General features: G+C 49.4%; 15 protein-coding genes. 5 read left to right on the top strand and 10 right to left on the bottom strand.

Annotation, left to right across the window (positions count from 1 at the left end; translation table 11 throughout):
• Positions 1-97: 97 nt before the first annotated feature.
• Positions 98-523, bottom strand: coding sequence for a MarR family winged helix-turn-helix transcriptional regulator (locus tag ACM6JA_RS00075; protein WP_007720387.1), 426 nt, complete (start codon positions 521-523; stop codon positions 98-100).
• Between the two features lie 168 nt (positions 524-691).
• On the opposite strand from ACM6JA_RS00075, the gene ACM6JA_RS00070 reads away from it, so the two are divergent.
• Positions 692-1,345 carry a glycosyltransferase gene (locus ACM6JA_RS00070; protein WP_414850653.1) on the top strand — a complete coding sequence of 218 codons (654 nt, stop codon included), beginning with the start codon at positions 692-694 and terminating at the stop codon, positions 1,343-1,345.
• 71 nt (positions 1,346-1,416) lie between these two features.
• Positions 1,417-2,073 carry a glycosyltransferase gene (locus ACM6JA_RS00065; RefSeq protein WP_414850652.1) on the top strand — a complete coding sequence of 219 codons (657 nt, stop codon included), beginning with the start codon at positions 1,417-1,419 and terminating at the stop codon, positions 2,071-2,073.
• A 54-nt stretch (positions 2,074-2,127) separates the two neighbouring features.
• On the opposite strand, the gene ACM6JA_RS00060 is transcribed toward ACM6JA_RS00065, so the two are convergent.
• The 7 genes from ACM6JA_RS00060 to ACM6JA_RS00030 form a co-directional block, all read right to left on the bottom strand.
• The gene (locus ACM6JA_RS00060; protein ID WP_414850651.1) at positions 2,128-3,777 is read right to left on the bottom strand and encodes a M20/M25/M40 family metallo-hydrolase; all 1,650 of its coding nucleotides are present in this window, start codon (positions 3,775-3,777) and stop codon (positions 2,128-2,130) included.
• 21 nt (positions 3,778-3,798) lie between these two features.
• Positions 3,799-4,521 (bottom strand): amino acid ABC transporter ATP-binding protein, encoded by a 723-nt coding sequence (locus tag ACM6JA_RS00055; RefSeq protein ID WP_414850650.1) that lies wholly within the window; start codon positions 4,519-4,521, stop codon positions 3,799-3,801.
• Entirely contained in the window at positions 4,518-5,219 is a 702-nt protein-coding gene (locus ACM6JA_RS00050; protein ID WP_414850649.1) for an amino acid ABC transporter permease, read from the bottom strand. Before ACM6JA_RS00050 ends, ACM6JA_RS00055 begins: the two co-directional genes overlap by 4 nt.
• A 19-nt stretch (positions 5,220-5,238) precedes the next feature.
• Positions 5,239-6,108 carry an ABC transporter substrate-binding protein gene (locus ACM6JA_RS00045; RefSeq protein WP_414850648.1) on the bottom strand — a complete coding sequence of 290 codons (870 nt, stop codon included), beginning with the start codon at positions 6,106-6,108 and terminating at the stop codon, positions 5,239-5,241.
• Positions 6,109-6,231: 123 nt separating this feature from the next.
• Positions 6,232-7,821, bottom strand: coding sequence for an aminomethyl-transferring glycine dehydrogenase subunit GcvPB (gcvPB, locus tag ACM6JA_RS00040; protein WP_414850647.1), 1,590 nt, complete (start codon positions 7,819-7,821; stop codon positions 6,232-6,234).
• Positions 7,822-7,845: 24 nt separating this feature from the next.
• The gene (gene gcvPA, locus ACM6JA_RS00035; protein ID WP_414850646.1) at positions 7,846-9,231 is read right to left on the bottom strand and encodes an aminomethyl-transferring glycine dehydrogenase subunit GcvPA; all 1,386 of its coding nucleotides are present in this window, start codon (positions 9,229-9,231) and stop codon (positions 7,846-7,848) included.
• Between the two features lie 52 nt (positions 9,232-9,283).
• Positions 9,284-10,066, bottom strand: coding sequence for an SDR family NAD(P)-dependent oxidoreductase (locus tag ACM6JA_RS00030; protein ID WP_414850645.1), 783 nt, complete (start codon positions 10,064-10,066; stop codon positions 9,284-9,286).
• Positions 10,067-10,329: 263 nt separating this feature from the next.
• Between ACM6JA_RS00030 and ACM6JA_RS00025 the strand changes: the two genes are divergently transcribed.
• The 3 genes from ACM6JA_RS00025 to ACM6JA_RS00015 are packed head-to-tail and all read left to right on the top strand — an operon-like array spanning position 10,330 to position 14,093.
• Entirely contained in the window at positions 10,330-12,084 is a 1,755-nt protein-coding gene (locus tag ACM6JA_RS00025) for a sigma-54 interaction domain-containing protein (protein WP_414850644.1), read from the top strand.
• Between the two features lie 59 nt (positions 12,085-12,143).
• On the top strand, positions 12,144-12,920 hold the full coding sequence (locus ACM6JA_RS00020) for an arylamine N-acetyltransferase family protein (RefSeq protein WP_414850643.1): 777 nt from the start codon (positions 12,144-12,146) through the stop codon (positions 12,918-12,920).
• A 6-nt stretch (positions 12,921-12,926) separates the two neighbouring features.
• Positions 12,927-14,093: an MFS transporter gene (locus ACM6JA_RS00015; RefSeq protein WP_414850642.1), complete on the top strand. Its 1,167-nt coding sequence runs from the start codon at positions 12,927-12,929 to the stop codon at positions 14,091-14,093.
• A gap of 46 nt (positions 14,094-14,139) precedes the next feature.
• Here the strand turns inward: ACM6JA_RS00015 and ACM6JA_RS00010 are convergent, their stop codons facing one another.
• Together ACM6JA_RS00010 and ACM6JA_RS00005 are read right to left on the bottom strand one after the other, a co-directional pair.
• The gene (locus tag ACM6JA_RS00010) at positions 14,140-15,573 is read right to left on the bottom strand and encodes a M56 family metallopeptidase (RefSeq protein ID WP_414850641.1); all 1,434 of its coding nucleotides are present in this window, start codon (positions 15,571-15,573) and stop codon (positions 14,140-14,142) included.
• Positions 15,574-15,577: 4 nt separating this feature from the next.
• Positions 15,578-15,952 (bottom strand): BlaI/MecI/CopY family transcriptional regulator, encoded by a 375-nt coding sequence (locus ACM6JA_RS00005; RefSeq protein WP_173620474.1) that lies wholly within the window; start codon positions 15,950-15,952, stop codon positions 15,578-15,580.
• Positions 15,953-16,478: the final 526 nt, after the last annotated feature.

Raw genomic sequence — 16,478 nt, 5'->3', positions numbered from 1 at the left:
TTTTTTGTATATATTCCGTCCTGAAAGTTGCTATAAAAACTGTTGCTACAACAACTAATTATATACAAAAAATGACATCCTGCAATATGTTTTGTTTTTACAAGTTTTTCACGTTCTCATAAATGATATTGAGTGTTCTTCGAAATTGGTTCACTTCTTCTTCGGTCAATCCTGCAATGGTTTTCTCGTACGCTTCAATGGAGGGTGGAAGGACCTCGTCTTTTAAAAGTCGCCCTTTTTCCGTCAGATAGACACGAAGGGAGCGGCGATCCTTTTTATCTGTCTCGCGATGAATAAACCCTCTTTCTTCCAGGAGAAAAAGCATCCGCGCGATATTCGTTTTGTCCTTGTAGGTACGATCTGCCAACTCGTTCTGGGTCAGACCTTCTTCTTCCCATAACACGACAAAAATCATCCACTGATCGATAGTGATGTTATACGGATTGCATACTTTTTGATAATAGTTGTTCAGTTTTAAATCCGTTCGTTTAACGATGACGCCGATATACTCATCCAATTTCATTGCGAAACCTCCTAGGTTAGGCAGTCAGGGCAACTGTTGATAAGACAACTATAAGGATGCTTCCGACAAGTGTCAATTTGCAGGGCTGATGTGTTGGACGCATGAAAAAGCCAAATTTGCTCAAAATAACAGCGGGATTCAATACTTATCAAAAAGGAGAAGGAATAGATGACTCCAATGCTCAGGAAAGTAACTGTGTTGATGATTTGCGCGGCATTACTTGGTGTGCCGGGTATGGCAGCAGCCAAGGAATCACAAGGAAATGTACAGCAGGCAGAATGTATAAAGCCGAAAGAAGTAAAGCTTCAGGGTGATATGCGCAGGCTCTGGATCGACCATTTGCTGTGGGACCACACCTATATGGTAAGCGCCTTGGCAGGGCTAGAAGACAAAGACGCGGTACAGGCACGACTCTTGAAAAACCAGGTGGATATCGGGAACGCAATCAAGCCGTATTACGGAGAGGAAGCAGGTAAAAAGCTTACCGAATTGCTGACGGCTCATATTACCATAGGCGGCAAAATCATTGACGCAGCCAAAAAAGGCGATCAGGCAACTGTGGCAAAGCTGGATAAGGACTGGCACCGGCATGCGGATGAGATCGCCAAGTTCTTGAGTAGTGCCAACCCCAATTGGAACGAGAAAGAACTAAAAGAGATGATGTACACGCATCTGAAGCTGCTCACTGATAATCTCCAGGCGAGATTGAAAAAAGACTGGGAAGCGGATATTGCTGCGTTTGATCAAGGTGAGGATCATATCATCTCATTCGCTGATGTGTTGACAGCAGGCATCATTAAGCAGTTCCCGAATCAGTTCTAACCAGAGGCGTGCAAGAAATGACCGGACACCAGCTAGAGGGGTGTCCTTACCAGATAAGGAGAAAACCAAAAATGACTCTAATACTCAGGAAAGCAACACTGTTGATGATGTGCCTTGCTTTGCTAAGCGTACCCGTGATGGCTGTAGCCAAGGAATCACAAGGAAACGGCCAGCAACAACAAGAATGCATAAAGCCAAAAGAAGTCAAATTGCAGGGCGATATGAGAAAGCTCTGGATCGACCCTATTTTATGGACGAGGAGTTATTTGGTCAGCGCTTTGGCGGGGCTGGAGGACAAAGATAAGGTGCTGGCACGGCTCTTGAAGAAACAGACGGATATCGGGAATGCGATTAAGCCTTACTATGGAGAGGAAGCAGGCAACAAGCTCGGCAAGCTTCTAACTGAGCATATCGTCCTTGCAGGCAAAATTATTGATGCTGCGAAAAATGGCGATCAGGCGAGTGTGGCAAAATTAAATAAAGATTGGTTCCGGAACGCGGATGATATCGCCAAGCTTTTAAGCAGCGCGAATCCTAACTGGACCGAAAAAGAACTAAAAGACTTGCTGTACAAGCATCTGGAGCTGCTCACCGGAAATCTCCAGGCGAGATTGAAAAAGGACTGGGAAGCAGACATTGTTACCTTTGACCGAGGTGAGGAACACATCATCTCATTGGCGGATGTACTGACAGCAGGCATCATTAAGCAGTTCCCGAATCAGTTCTAACAACAATCAAAAAAAGTACGCCAGCTCCTGTTGCATTCGGAGCTGGCGCTTTTATTATTTCAATAGCCGCTTGATAATCTCGTTCGTCACAGAGGGAACCACTTCTGTCGAATACGTAATCTCCATCCGTTCAAAACGGTTATGCGCATCGTACCCATACGGACCGATGTTGATGCAAGGTACATTGATGTCTCGAATGTCCTGATACTCGACGTAATGCTTGCTGCCCCAGCTCGGATTGTTCTCTTCGATAGCGAGAATGCCTTCCTCATCGTCTGATAGCGCTACGCAGCTCATATCGCAAACGTACGGGAAAAAGTTGCGCGTTACGATAGGGTGTGCATAATCAGGCTGGACAGCTGCAACGGCTTGTTCCAATGCTTCTATCAAGTTTTGCTCCCGTTCGTCCTTGCCAACGAGCTCGATGCGGGGAGAGTAGAGTGAGGAATAGAACAAGATGATGGCGGGACTTCTGTCCTTCATCCACTTGACCTCCTCCTCAACCACACGAGCCGAGAACATGCGTACATCCAAGGATTTGTCTTGCAAAAGCGCCTCTTTAAACTGCTTCATGTGCGAGAGGAAGGCGTCCCCATGCTCGGCGATGAGCTCTTTTTTCATATACTCGTAGATCAGCACTCGTGTCTTCCAAGGGAGTGGAGTCCAAGCTTGACCGCTCTTCTCACAGAAGCGGCGATGACGCTCACGCAACAGAGCCAGTGCGTTTTCAAAAGCGATCTCTGCTTGCTCCTTCAGTAGCGCCAAGACTTGCTTCGGAGACCAGGAATGGATGAAGAAATTGTAATAGACGTAGGACGACAGGGCGGTCTGGATCGTGTAAGTCGGCTTGAAGTCTGTCTGTTTCAATGATACAGGAGGTACAGGTGTCTCGCCGTATGCTTCGTCGCACAGGTCAGGATTGTAGCTGATCTGACGGGTCAGCTCTGCGGCGATAAAGTTGGGATCAAGTCCCTCGAAAGCAGAGCCCGCATGTGTCTCGTAGCCCGTGATAAAAAAGGAAGGCAGCAGCTTGCCGACAGTTCCCTTGTAGATATAGCGATTCGGGTCCCCATCGTAGCGCGGGGCGACGAAGTCGGAGTTGATCAGCGCGATATAGTCAAAACCGTGCTCCTCTCGCCATTTTTTCAAGTCCTTCAAGGAAGAGAGGACGCCATGCGAGCTGTCTTCTTCGTCACATTCGGCAAGCAGCATAAGATTGCCCGCCAGCTCTTCTGGGTGCTCGGAATAGTACTTCAGCAAGTAGACATGGCTCGCTACGCCGCTTTTCATATCGAGCACGCCACGCCCAAAATGCCAATCACCTGACTCCAGCTGCTCACTCACTAGTGCAGGCAGTGGCTCATTTTTCAAGGCTTCCATGAGTGCAGTCGGATGACAAGCTGTGTCCTTCAGATGGTTGTAATCCTCAATGCCGACTGTATCCGTGTGCCCCATCAAAATAACGGTTTTGGCGCTCGGCTCCTTGGTTCCCCTGACAAAAGCAAGGACGTTGTAGCGCTCCGCCTCATCATTGAACGTGCGGGAGAGAATCAACTGATCTGGATGCTTTTGAAAATAGGGGAAAGACTTCAGATGCTCGTATAGATGGGTAGCAACGGCGATTTCTCCTGTCGTGTTCACGATACTTTCAATGCTGACTAGTTCATCGGTCAATTGCAGGATCGAGTCACGGCTTTGTAGCATGGGTTCCACCTCGTCTTTAGCTTACAAAATTTGTTGTAAAAATCGCTTGGTACGTTCATGCTTTGGATTCGTGAAAAGCTCATGGGGATGAGCTTCTTCGACCATTTCTCCGTCCGCTAGCATAATGACTCGGTCAGCTACCTCGCGGGCAAAGCCCATTTCGTGCGTTACGACGACCATTGTCATGCCATCGCGAGCGAGGTCTTTCATCGTAGCGAGCACTTCGCCTACGAGCTCAGGGTCCAAGGCAGAAGTAGGCTCATCAAACAGCATGACATCCGGCTCCATCGCTAGGGCACGGGCAATCGCGACACGCTGCTTCTGCCCGCCAGAGAGCTGCTCGGGATAGGCGTTTGCTTTGTCTGTCAGTCCGACGCGGCTTAATAGCTCCATGGCTTTTGTGGTCGATTCCGTCTTGGTTTTCCTTTTGACGTAGATTGGTGCTTCGATCACGTTTTCCAGCACGGTCATATGCGGGAACAGATTGAAATGCTGAAAAACCATTCCGACATGCTCGCGTACTTTGTTCAAATCACTGTTTTTGACATCGATGACCTGATTGTTGATCTCGATATCGCCTTTGTCTTTTATTTCCAGAAAGTTCAGACATCTCAAGAGTGTGCTTTTTCCTGACCCGCTCGCTCCGATTAACACAACCACTTCTGATTTTTGAATCGACAACGTGATGTTTTTGAGCACATGCAGGTTCCCGAATGACTTGGCCAGATTGCGTACCTTGATCATGCTGCCACCTCTTTTGGTTTCGGAGTGCTGACGGGCGCTCTGCCAGTATCGAGACGTTTTTCCACACGGTTTAAAATAAAGGAGAAGATGGCGACGAGTGCGAGGTAATACAGTCCGACGACGAAATACGTTTCAAAAGGCATGAAGTTCTCTGCTTGTGCAGACAAGGCACGGTTAAACAGCTCTGTAACGGCAATGTAAGCGACGAGTGAAGAGTCTTTCAATCCGATGATGAACTGATTGCCAAGCGGCGGAATCGCACGTTTGAAGGCTTGTGGCAAAACAATTCGGCGCATTGCTAGGCTGTACGGCATCCCGAGCGAACGGGCAGCTTCCATCTGTCCGCGGTCAATCGATTGGATGGCTCCCCGAAAAATCTCGGCAATGTAGGCGCCAGAGTGGATTCCAAGCGCGAGTGCACCTGCCGTAAAGTCAGAGAGCACGATGACACTGGATATCCCGTAGTAGAGGAACATGAGCTGGACGATCAACGGCATGCCGCGCACGATGAAGATATAGGTGTCGGCCAGCTTTTGCAGGACGAAAATCCCGGATACTTTGAAAAAGGCGAAGACGAGTCCGATCACAGAGGCCATGGCCAAGGATACTGCTGTGAGCGAAACGGTAATCCAAGCGGCCTCCAAAAAAGCTTTTCCATGAATCGCAAAAATATCAAGGATACTGGTCACAAAACCCATGGCTGCTCAACCTCCCACGTTATTTCAACAGGTTCGACCCAAACCATTTCACGCTGATTTGCTCGTAGGTACCGTCTTCAACCATGGCTTTGATGGCTTCATTGATTTTTTTGGTCAGCTCCGGGTTGTCTTTGGTTACAGCGATCGCGATGTTTTCCTTGTTCAGAACCTCGCCTGTCGCTTTGATTTTCAGACCTTGATTCTTGATCGCAGAGGTACCGACGACACGGTCGGTGATCACAGCGTCTACCCGACCCGGAATGAGATCCTGCAAGGCGTAAATATCTGAGGGATAGCCTTTAACTTTTGTCTTGTCAGTCAAGGTTTCCGCGGCGTCTTTGTGCGTGCTTGCCTGAACGACACCTATGATTTTGCCTTTTAGATCATCCTTGGTTTTGATGCTTTCATTTGTTTCCGCAATAAAAATCTGCCCGCCAGAAATGTAGTAGGGGTTGGTGAAGTCTACTTGCTTGGCACGTTCTTCTGTGTGCGTCATGCTGCCAATAATGGCGTCGTATTTGCCGCCCTTCAGCCCTTGCAGAATGGTTTCCCACGGATTGGTCACTGGATTGGCTTCGAGTCCGATCCGTTTGGCGATCTCATTGCCGATTTCCACGTCGAATCCGGTCAGTACGCCGTTTGTGTCCTTGTAATTAAGTGGTTTGATCAGGCCACTCATGGCAAAAGTCAGTTTACCTTCATGGACGAGTTTGAGTTTCACTTCGGAAGCAGGCTGAGTAGGTGTGGTGGAGGGAGTAGAAGAATTTGTGGGAGCGCTTGCATTTGTTTGTGCAGGTGGTGGTGTTGCATTGGACCCGCATCCTCCCAAAATAGAGAACACGAGCGAGCTTACCAAAAGAACGACAGGAAACAAACTTTTCTTCCTCATACGAGAATCCCCCTAATGGATATGGTGTGCAATACGTCTTGCCGACCAAGCTGGGAAACGAAAAAGTGTGCTGCCTCTATATGAAAAGGGAGAGGGCGTACTGCCGCCCCGTCCCTACGTGAACTAATTTTGTGCTGTCTTTTTCAAATAAGCTCTCCAAGTGATGCACCATTGATCAGGATCATCGAGCACGGACTCCAGGACACGGTGACCTGTACTATTGTGCGGTGCTGTTTTGACGATCTCCGGATTCTCATAGGCTTCCTGCGAAATATGGGTCAGTGCTGCGACGTATTCGTCGAGCTCTGCCATGGAGTAGGACTCCGTCGGTTCCAGCGTAAACGGCTCCGGCACGACGTATGGGTGGTGACTGGTCCAGTAATGGTGGGCAAAGTCGACCATGCGGCGTTGAACATCGTACGTTGTGACGCCCGTGTCTTCTTTTAGCTGCTGCCAGCTATAGCGAACCTGCTCCAGGCGTCGGCCTTGTATATAGGGCGCGCTCGCACCGCGGATTTGCAGGATTTTGTGATAGAGATAGTTGTTGTTGAGGCAAGCGATTTCGGCAACTTCTTTCAGGCCGTCAGCACCAAGTGCACGGACCCAAGCGTAGGAGCGCAGGACAGCAGGGGGTACGCCGTAAAAGCTGCGGACTTTCCCGATGCTGTTTTTCAAATCACGTTTATAGAAGTAACGCTCTCCGTCGAAGTCTACGATCGGTCCTGGCAGGAATTGCGCAAGCTCAGCAGTGACACCAATGGCACCTGTTGCAGGTCCGCCGCAAGCGTGTGGGACGGAGAAGGTTTTGTGCAGGTTGAAGAAGCACATGTCAAAGCCAGCTTCCAGCGCGCGGGTAATGCCGAGCAAGCCGTTGGCGTTTGCCTGGTCGTAGCAGCACAGCCCCCCTGCGGCGTGGACGACATCTGTGAACTCCTTGATGCGGGAGTTGTAAATGCCTGTATCCTCTGGGTTCGCTACGGCAAAGGCAGCGGTTCGCTCCGAGACGAGGCCTTTTAGCGCTTCCAGATCAGGGTAGCCGTTTTCGTCGGCAGGTACATAAATGATTTTGAAGCCTTTGACTGCGGCCGTTGCGGCTTGGGACGGGTGGGAAAAATGGGTGGTAATAAACTCGTTACGCTGCTCTCCTTCGCCGCGAGACTCGTGATATTTGCGCACGATAGAGGCTTGGGTAAACAATGCCTGTGTGCCGCTGCCTGGTTGAAACGAGAATTTGTCCATTCCCGAAATCTCGCGCAGGTACAGATCGAGCTGATACGTCATCTCCAGCATCCCTTGGACAGTGGACTCGTCTTGCAGCGGATGCAGCTCCGCCATTTTCGGCGAGCGCACGAAGCGTTCATTGATTTTCGGGGAGTATTTCATCGTGCAGGTGCCTTGCCCGATCTCTACGTTGAAATCCGACCCCAGAACCTCCTGCGAAATGCGGGAGTAATGACGGATCACGCGGTACTGACTGATCTCGGGAAGATTCGGCCGTTTTTTCCGGCGAAGGCTGTCTGGCAGATGAGAGATGCCATCGCCAATGGTCTCCACGATTTGTGGCTCGACGGGTGGTACCTCGACGCCACGCTCGCCGGGCTGGCTCAGCTCGAAAATGACAGGCTCATCCCATTTTGCTTGGTGGAAGCGGCGTACCTTATGGTCTCTCGGAATCCGTTTCATTTTGTCGATTGTTCCTTCGGATGTTTTCATGGTCGGTTTCCTCCTTTTCCGTTTTTACAAAATGCTTGTGATGGCAGCGACGAGCGTATCGATATCCTCCTGGGTATGAACCTCCGTGACGCAGTAGAGCGCACATTGACCCAATTCCGGGTAGTGTTCAGTCAAATCAACTCCGCCGAAAATTCCTTTGCCGAGAAGCGCAGCGTTAATGTCTTTGACGGTTTTGCCCGTTTGCGAGAAGTCGATCACGAACTCCTTGAAGAAAGGTGCGGCGAATTTGGCCTCGACGCCGGGAATGGAAGAGAGCTGTTTGGCGGCGTATTGGGAGCGCTGCATGATGCCTTGCCCGACCTCTTCCATGCCCACGGGTCCCATCGTCGCCAAGTACACACCTGCGGTAATGCCCCATAGCGCTGTTTGTGTTCCGACGGACTCCTTGCCTTTTTCGCGTTTGGCAAAAGAGGTGCGGTCGTACGCGACGTCTCCGAAGCCGTATTCGCCTTCGACCTCTGTCGGTGCGATTCCGAACAAGCGGGACGGATATTCCATGACGAAGCTCGGATCGTCATGCGTAGCGATAAAGCCGGATTGCCCGCCGCCGTAATGCATGTGTACGCCAAGCGGCTGCAAATCTCCGCACACGATGTCCGCGCCGTAATTCGCCGGAGCTTCCATCACGCCGAGAGAGATGGGATCGACGCCGACTACGCAAATGGCACCGGCTGCATGAGCCAAGTCCGCAATCATCTGTCCGTTTACTTCCACGGAGCCGAGGAAGGTCGGGTTTTCGAAGTAAACCGCTGCTGTATCTACACTGAGCTTTGCTTTTAGATCATTGAGGTCAAGTCTGCCTGTTTCGTTCTCAAAATCGATCAAGGTGACAGTAAGATCAGGAGACGTATAGTTTTTGATGATCAAGAGCTTGTCGGGATGGATATTTTTCGAGACCAGGAGCTCTGTGCGTTTGGTGATACGTGCTGCCATGCGCAGAGCAGTAGAAGCAGCCTGTGCCCAGTCAAAGGTCGGAACGTTCACGACATCCATATCGACCAGCTCAGCTACGAGGCTTTGGTACTCGAACAACGCCTGAAAGCGCCCCTTGTCTTCGTAAGGATCACCAGCATACGCCGTCAAAAACTCCGCGCGGGAGTTGATTTCATCACAGACAGCCGGAACAAAATGCGGCCAGCAGCCTGCGCCGAGGAAGCTGATGTTTTCTTTCGTCGTTTTGTTTTTGTTCATCAGCTGGTTGACGTGGCGCTCCAGCTCGTATTCAGTCAAAGCTTTCGGGATGTTCATTTTTTCTTTTAGGCGCAGCTCTTGAGGAATGTCCACATAGATATCCTCGATGCTGGAAAAGCCGATTTCAGTAAGCATTTTCTCTTTGACTTCAGGTGCAGAATTCGGAATATACGGGTGGGCATAACGCTGTACGCTCATCTCATGGTTCCTCCATCTCTTCGTTGGAATATTCAGTCGGGGTAACGATCAATTAAGCCAAACCGCCGCCGTCGACGACCAGTACGGAACCCGTCACCCAGGATGACAGATCGCTGGCAAAGAACAGGACAGCATTGGCAATATCTTGCGGAGAACCGAGACGCTCCAGCGGACGCCCTTGGGCGGAGGAGACGAGGAATGCTCCTTCTTCCTTGTCCAGCTGGCGCGCTTCTTCACGCAACAGAGGTGTGTCGGTATCGCCGGGTGACACGCAATTTACACGGATGTTTTCCGGACCGTGGTCAATCGCCATTGCCCGCGTCAGGTTAACGACGCCTGCTTTTGCCGCGCAGTAGGCCGCCGCCTTGTCACCGCCCTTGATGCCCCAGCCAGAGCCAGTGTTAATGATGCTGCCTCCGCCTGTTTTCGCCATGACCGGAATGACGAACTTGGAGAGATTGTAAGCACCCTTCAAGGAGACGTCGACGACCAGATCCCAATCGTCCTCTTCCAGCTCGACTACCGTCTTTCTTCTGATCACGCCTGCATTGTTGAATAAAATATCGATGCGACCGTACGCTTCCTCGATCGCTTGCGTTACTTCACGACAATCCTGTTGGGAAACTACATTGCATGTAAAATAACGGGCTGACCCGCCCTCCGCTACGATTTCTTGTGCCGCCTTTTCCCCGAGCTCCTCGTTGATATCAAGCAGCATGACGTTTACTCCGAATTGGGCCAGTCGTTTCGCTGTTGCAAGTCCGATACCGGAAGCAGCACCTGTCACCAAGGCTACCTTTCCTTGCAAATTGAATACCTCGTTCGTGTTTACCATGGTTGATCACTCCCCCTAGTTGAAAAGTTTATATTGCAATCACTGTGCCAAGTGCGGAGTGAACCCCGCTGGGTAACATGTTCCTTGCTAGGTCGCAAAAAAAGCTGATTTTACGAGGTTCCGACTGTGTTTCGTACCGTCATGGCGGTGACAAAAGTGGCAATGAGTTGTCATTATTGGCAAACATCAGTGGTAAAATGTTTGTGAACTATCTAAATATTTCATAAAATAGAGAACAAGGACAATAAGCAGGGAGGATATCCATGGTTTCGTTGGATCTGTGCAAACCAGCCATCGAAAAGGTCATTACAAGCATTTCAGATATATTGAACGTGGATGCTGCGGTGATTAACGAGCACGGTCTATTGGTCGTGAGTACGGAGCGCTACTTGAAACAAAAAGGCGAAAATGTGCATGTGCCCTCGATTGAATTCGTGTTGGCAAAAGGACAGTATGTGGTAGACAAACCTGGCTCCATGGAAATGTGCAAAGGATGCCGTTTTCTCGACAGCTGCCCCGCCAAAGTCGAGCTTCTCTCTTCTATTAAGGTAGCCAATCATGCAATCGGGGTCGTTTCCCTCACATCCTTTACGAAGGAAGGTCAAAATCGCCTATCCAAGCATACAGAGAGATACCAGCAAATCCTGACAGAAGTCAGCGAGATGATTACGGCGATTGTACAGTCCCATGCGACGAGACAGATCGAATCGTCTGATGACTCTATGCGGCTGTTGGAGGGAGCGCTGGATACCGTTGCCGATGCGTACTTCACATTTGACCGAAGTGGCAATGTCATTCACACGAATGCCAGCGCGCGTAGACTGCTGTCCCAGCATGAGCTGCTGCCAGCGGAGGTTTCACGGATGCTGCTGCCGTCATTATCCGGGATGGCCGCGCATTCCTTGCCGATCGCCAATTGTCTCGTTGACAAGCTGGATGCTCCGACTGAGGCCACGCCGATCATCGTCAACAATCAGCTCATTGGCGGCGTGCTTCGCGTGCAGAGGGGATCGCTAACCGTTCCGCGTTTGATGGATCATCAAGGGAGCCGCTCGTCTGGCAAAGCGGATAGCCTTGCTCAAATCGTGGGAAACAGCCTAGCCATCAAACAGGTCAAAGAAATGGCGATGAAAATCGGTAACAGCAGCTCCACGGTACTGATTACTGGTGAAACAGGGACAGGCAAAGGACATCTGGCAAAAGCGATTCACGAGGCAAGCACGCGCGCTTACTACCCGTTTGTCGCGATCAATTGTGCCAGCATTCCGGAAAATCTGTTCGAAAGCGAATTGTTCGGTTACGAGGACGGCGCGTTTACTGGAGCCAAAAAGGGAGGAAAGCCAGGGCGGTTCGAAATGGCAGAGGGAGGTACGCTTTTTCTGGATGAAATCGGCGATATGCCAATCTCGTTGCAGGCAAAGCTACTTCGCGTCTTGCAGGAAAAGGTCGTGGAACGCATCGGCGGCACGCGGTCGTTTCCCATCAATGTACGAATCATCGCGGCGACGAACCAGAACCTGGAAGAGCTCGTGGAGAAAAAAGCGTTTCGTGCCGACTTGTACTATCGGTTGAACGTCATTCCAATGCACGTCCCGTCTCTCGCAGAGCGCAAGGAAGACATTGAGCTCTTGGCCGTTTCATTTATGGAGAAGTACGGAGAGCAAGCAGGACGCACCTACTTCGGAATAGCACGAGAGGCGATCAACCTGCTCACGCACTATCACTGGCCGGGCAATGTGCGGGAGCTGGAAAACGCCATCGAGTACGCCATGAACATGGAGCAAGACACGGTTCTGACTGCGGACAGCTTGCCTCCGCGCCTTCGTGCTCGTCCTCCAGTGGCTCCATCACATTCAGGTCCAGCTATCAAAGCGAGGGTCGCCGATGCACAAGCGGACGCGATTCGCGCTTCGCTGCAAAAGCACGGCAGTGATTTGAAAGGAAAGCAGCGGGTAGCAGAAGAACTCGGGATCGGGCTACGCACCTTGTATCGGAAGCTAAAGCTGCTCGGTATTTAAGGAATTCAGGCAGGAGCTTGGTGTAAACTTGTGGGAGAAACGATGTGGGGGGAAGAAGCATGAGTGAACTGAATGCCTTATTTCGGAAAAGAATCGGCATGCCAGAAAATGAAACGATTACCTTCGATACATTGGATCGTCTCCTTGATCTGACAGCATTGGCGATTCCTTTTGAAAACCTATGCATTGTGGAAGAGCGAACGAGCGTAATCTCCAGACAGTCCGTCATGGAGAAGATACTGGTCAGAAACGAAGGCGGTATTTGCTACGAACTCAATCCGATGCTGTATTTCTTCTTGCTGGAAAATGGCTTTAACGCCCATCTGATTCGCGGAGTTGTTTACAAGCATAACGTTGGCGATTATTACACGATTGGTCGAACACATGCCACGATTTTGCTTACATATGAGGGGCAAACGTATTTGCTCGATACGGGTTTTGGTTCGAATCTGCCGTTGAAGCCTGTTCCGTTAACCGGAGAGACCGTCTCTTCACGTAATGGTGAGTTTCGGATCAAGAAAGAGCAAACCGAGTATGGCGATTATGTACTCGAAATGAAGCTGCGGCACAAGGATACGGACTGGCGGATCGGCTATACGTTTGATTCACAGAAGCTGGTGACGGATGAAGCGGAATTAAACGAGATTCAGACGATTATCGCTGAGCATGAACAGTCTCCCTTCAACAAAAGCCCGTTGCTTACGCAGCTTACAGAGAGAGGCAATGTTACGTTGACGAATACGTCCTTTACGCAATGGGTGGATGGAGTCGTTACGAAAGAGGAAATAGACAATGCGAGATTCAAAGAGCTGGCGAAACAGCACTTTGGGTTGTAACAAACCATGAATAACGTATGGCTGCTTAGTTTCGTCAGTTTTTTCACAGACATGGGTACATACATGGTTACCCCGTTAATTCCGATCTTTCTTGCCTCCTCGGGTCCTATGATTATTGGCATCATCGATGGGGTTTCCGAGGCTTTGACCAGTCTGCTCAAGTTCGTTTCAGGTTATGTTTCCGATCGTTCCAAGAAACGAAAATCGTTAGCCATACTGGGGTATGGACTATCCGGGATCGGCAGGATATTCCTCGTAATAGCCAGTTCATGGGTAGGGGTTTTTGTCTGGAAGCTGATCGATCGTACCGGTAAGGGAATACGAACGGCTCCGCGCGATGCGATCATCTCGGAAGCAGGAGGAAAACGAAAGCAAGGACGCTCATTTGGCTTGCATCAAATGATGGATATGCTCGGGGCGGCGATTGGAATCGGCATCGCATATCTCCTATTAACGATGGATGGAAATAAAGATTTCCACAGTGTTTTCTTGTATTCATTGATTCCGGTCGGCATTGGCTTCTGCCTGCTCTTTGCCGTCAAGGAGAAGCGGGAAAATACGAAGGTGATTTCGCGTGAACCGAAAGCAAAACCGAGCTGGAAGAAGTTAAATCGTGACACCAAGCAATTGCTTCTGATCATTATGCTGTTTACAGTTGCCAATTCGTCCAATTCCTTTTTATTGCTGCGAGCAACTGATCTCGGGCTTTCTGCTACGAGTGTATTGTTGCTGTATTTAGTCCTTCATTTGGTTGCTTCGCTGTTTTCCTATACATCAGGTGCCATTTCCGATCGGTTCGGACACAAAGTCATTCTAACCGTTGGCTATATCTTATATGGATTCGTATATATTGGATTCGGAATGGTGAGTTCGATAACAGGCTTTTGGTTGCTATTCATTCTGTATGGTTTTTATATCGCGTTGACGAAGGGAATAGAAAAGTCATTGGTTGCGTCTTCCGCACCGAAAGATTTGAAAGCAACATCACTGGGCATGTACTCGATGGTTACAGGAATTGGTTTGTTGCCCGCATCCCTTCTTACTGGTTGGATATGGCAAGAGTTTGGCGCGGCGACCTCTTTTTATTTGAACGGTTGTATTGCTTTGGTGACTGCACTTATCCTGTACAAGGTGCTTTCAAGTAACAAACAAGATTTGTCTACGAATCAATAAGCGTAACAAGTTAGGCCACAGATATTTTTTCTGTGGCCTTTTGTCTTTATTCTTTAGCTTCTATGTCTACCAACAGCTTCATCGGATCAACGGGTATACCATTTTCGATAACCTGGAAAGCAAGATGCGGTCCCGTGCTGCGTCCCGTACTTCCCAACAGACCAATGAGCTGGCCTTGGGTCACAGTAGTGCCAGCGGTGACCTCCAGCTTTTCCAAATGAGAGTAAACGGTTTGATACCCGTCTTCATGCTCCAGAATGATCTGGTTGCCTTTCCCTGTTTTTGTATCGTACTCAGCCTTGACTACCTTTCCGGACGCGGCTGCCTGAACTGGCGTATTCAGGTCGTTTAAGATTCTCAAGCCTATTGTTTGATCAATAGGGCTTTTGATTGTTCCTTCTGCGGGGATGACGAAGCTCTGCTCGTTCCCTAGCACTTTTTTTGCATCGGTCAAAGTGAAGACGCCTAAAGCCAAGACGACCACGATACCAGATAGGGTCCACGTATACGCCCGTTTTTGAAAGTGACGAATCATTTCTATTCTCCTTTTCACCTGTTTTTTGGAGCTGGAGAACCCGGCTGTGAAGCGAATTTGTTTGGGACAGGCATACAGCTCGAGCATTTTGATCATGGTGTATCCATAGCGAGGTACCTCTGTCTCCTGTAAATAAGTCAAAGCCAAAGCATCACAAGCCATTTCCTGATCCTGACGCATACGGGAAGCAGCGTACCATAACAACGGGTTGAACCAGTTGAGGATCAGTAGCACGCTCATGATGCTGTTCACAGGAATATCTCGTCTTTTCCAATGCGCCAGCTCATGCAAAAAGATGTGGCGCAGCTCATGTTCGTTGAGCTTGTCCAAAAGATTTGCCGGCAGCCAGATTTGCGGTCGCCAGATTCCCATCAAGGTAGGGCTTGTCATCTGATGACTCATGAGCAGGGGAATGGATTTGGTGATGCCCATCTGTTTTTGGCATTGGGAAAAGACGCGCAAAATAGCTTCATCCTGTACGAACTCATCGTTTTTTAGCTGAGAGAGCAATCGGTATGTACTGCGAGTCATGGTGAGAGCGAAAATGGCGACACCGCCGATCCAGATGAGGGAAAGCAGGCTGATCCAGGAAAAGCTCGCTTCATTTGCTAGAGAGGCATCTGGGTGGAGGGCAGAATCATGCGGATGCAAAGCCTCTGTAGTGAGAACAATCGGTTCCATAGGCGGGTGCGCTTCCTGTATGGATGTCCAGGACGAAGTAGGCAGCCAGTTATACAAACTGATCGTGCTGTCTATCGACCAAGGAACCGCGAGCTTCCAGAGAAGCAGGAACCATACGGCGTGGTGCCAGCGGATGGGGAAATGCTTTTTGCCGAGCTGCTGGCAGAGCAAGATCAGGAGCACAAGAAGACTGGCCTCGATGGAGTTATACAGTGTCCACGTAAATGCTTGATTGAGGGTGAGTGTGAGCCATTGCCAATCCACCAGCTTATTTCTCCTTTTCGGAAAGGATTTTTTTCAGCTCATCAATCTCTTGAGAGGAGAGCTTTTCCTCTTTTAAAAAGTGAACCAGCATGGGCTTTAAGGCCCCGCCGTACACGCGCTGCAAAAAGGATTGGCGCTCTTGGCGCTTGCATTCTTCCTCAGTGAGCACAGGAGAGTAATAGTAGACTCGATTGACCTGCTCATAGGTGAGAATGCCCTTTTGCAAGAGGCGGCTGAGCAAGGTTTTGATTGTGTTGTCTTTCCACGTCTTGTTGTGTCGTAGGGCGTGGATGACATCGGCTGCTGTTGCGGGTGACTTTGCCCAGATGACCTTCATAATCTCCCACTCGGCATCCGAGATTCGCGGCTGCTCGTCCAAGTAAGACACCTCCCTTGACTACATTTGTAGTCGTTGATTCTGTTTTAAAGATTACGCTTGTAGTCTAAGGGTGTCAACTATCGTTTTTGTAAATCCGTTCCAGGCGAGCATCATTGGAAGATGACGAGCGAATTGGTACACTGAAGACAAATCGGATAAAGGCTGTGATAAAAATGAAGACGGTATGTGCTTTAAAAACCCAATCGAGGTCTTGGAACAAGTCAAGATTAATGAGAAATCTCTTGAAGAAATATTCGACACTAATGAATTTGAGCTAGAATTTCCAAATTCGGGTGTTTTTCGTCGTTTTCAGCGATTAGTGTTCGAGGGAGATGACGATTGAAACACTATTTCCAATTATTTCATTTGATAAGGTGAACAGCTCGTGTTATATTAGTGATCCGCCTTTGAAAAAGGGCGAAACAAAATTAAAACTATGATGCAATCCGATTATTACCACTTGACTCGAAACAATCATACATGGTATATTGTGAGTCCGGCACTTTTGAAGTGCTAGTGAAAATGT

Origin of the sequence: Brevibacillus sp. IT-7CA2, assembly GCF_949767855.1 — a bacterium.
Lineage (GTDB): Bacteria > Bacillota > Bacilli > Brevibacillales > Brevibacillaceae > Brevibacillus.
Note: the sequence above shows the minus strand (reverse complement) of the source record. Positions and strands in the feature narration are given on the sequence as shown.

Coding starts and splice junctions, on each gene's coding strand:
- ACM6JA_RS00015 (WP_414850642.1), top strand. CDS start 12,927: ATGAATAACGTATGGCTGCTTAGTTTCGTCAGTTTTTTCACAGACATG.
- ACM6JA_RS00055 (WP_414850650.1), bottom strand. CDS start 4,521: ATGATCAAGGTACGCAATCTGGCCAAGTCATTCGGGAACCTGCATGTG.
- gcvPB (WP_414850647.1), bottom strand. CDS start 7,821: ATGAAAACATCCGAAGGAACAATCGACAAAATGAAACGGATTCCGAGA.
- ACM6JA_RS00065 (WP_414850652.1), top strand. CDS start 1,417: ATGACTCTAATACTCAGGAAAGCAACACTGTTGATGATGTGCCTTGCT.
- ACM6JA_RS00075 (WP_007720387.1), bottom strand. CDS start 523: ATGAAATTGGATGAGTATATCGGCGTCATCGTTAAACGAACGGATTTA.
- ACM6JA_RS00060 (WP_414850651.1), bottom strand. CDS start 3,777: ATGCTACAAAGCCGTGACTCGATCCTGCAATTGACCGATGAACTAGTC.
- ACM6JA_RS00070 (WP_414850653.1), top strand. CDS start 692: ATGACTCCAATGCTCAGGAAAGTAACTGTGTTGATGATTTGCGCGGCA.
- ACM6JA_RS00030 (WP_414850645.1), bottom strand. CDS start 10,066: ATGGTAAACACGAACGAGGTATTCAATTTGCAAGGAAAGGTAGCCTTG.
- ACM6JA_RS00050 (WP_414850649.1), bottom strand. CDS start 5,219: ATGGGTTTTGTGACCAGTATCCTTGATATTTTTGCGATTCATGGAAAA.
- gcvPA (WP_414850646.1), bottom strand. CDS start 9,231: ATGAGCGTACAGCGTTATGCCCACCCGTATATTCCGAATTCTGCACCT.
- ACM6JA_RS00025 (WP_414850644.1), top strand. CDS start 10,330: ATGGTTTCGTTGGATCTGTGCAAACCAGCCATCGAAAAGGTCATTACA.
- ACM6JA_RS00020 (WP_414850643.1), top strand. CDS start 12,144: ATGAGTGAACTGAATGCCTTATTTCGGAAAAGAATCGGCATGCCAGAA.
- ACM6JA_RS00045 (WP_414850648.1), bottom strand. CDS start 6,108: ATGAGGAAGAAAAGTTTGTTTCCTGTCGTTCTTTTGGTAAGCTCGCTC.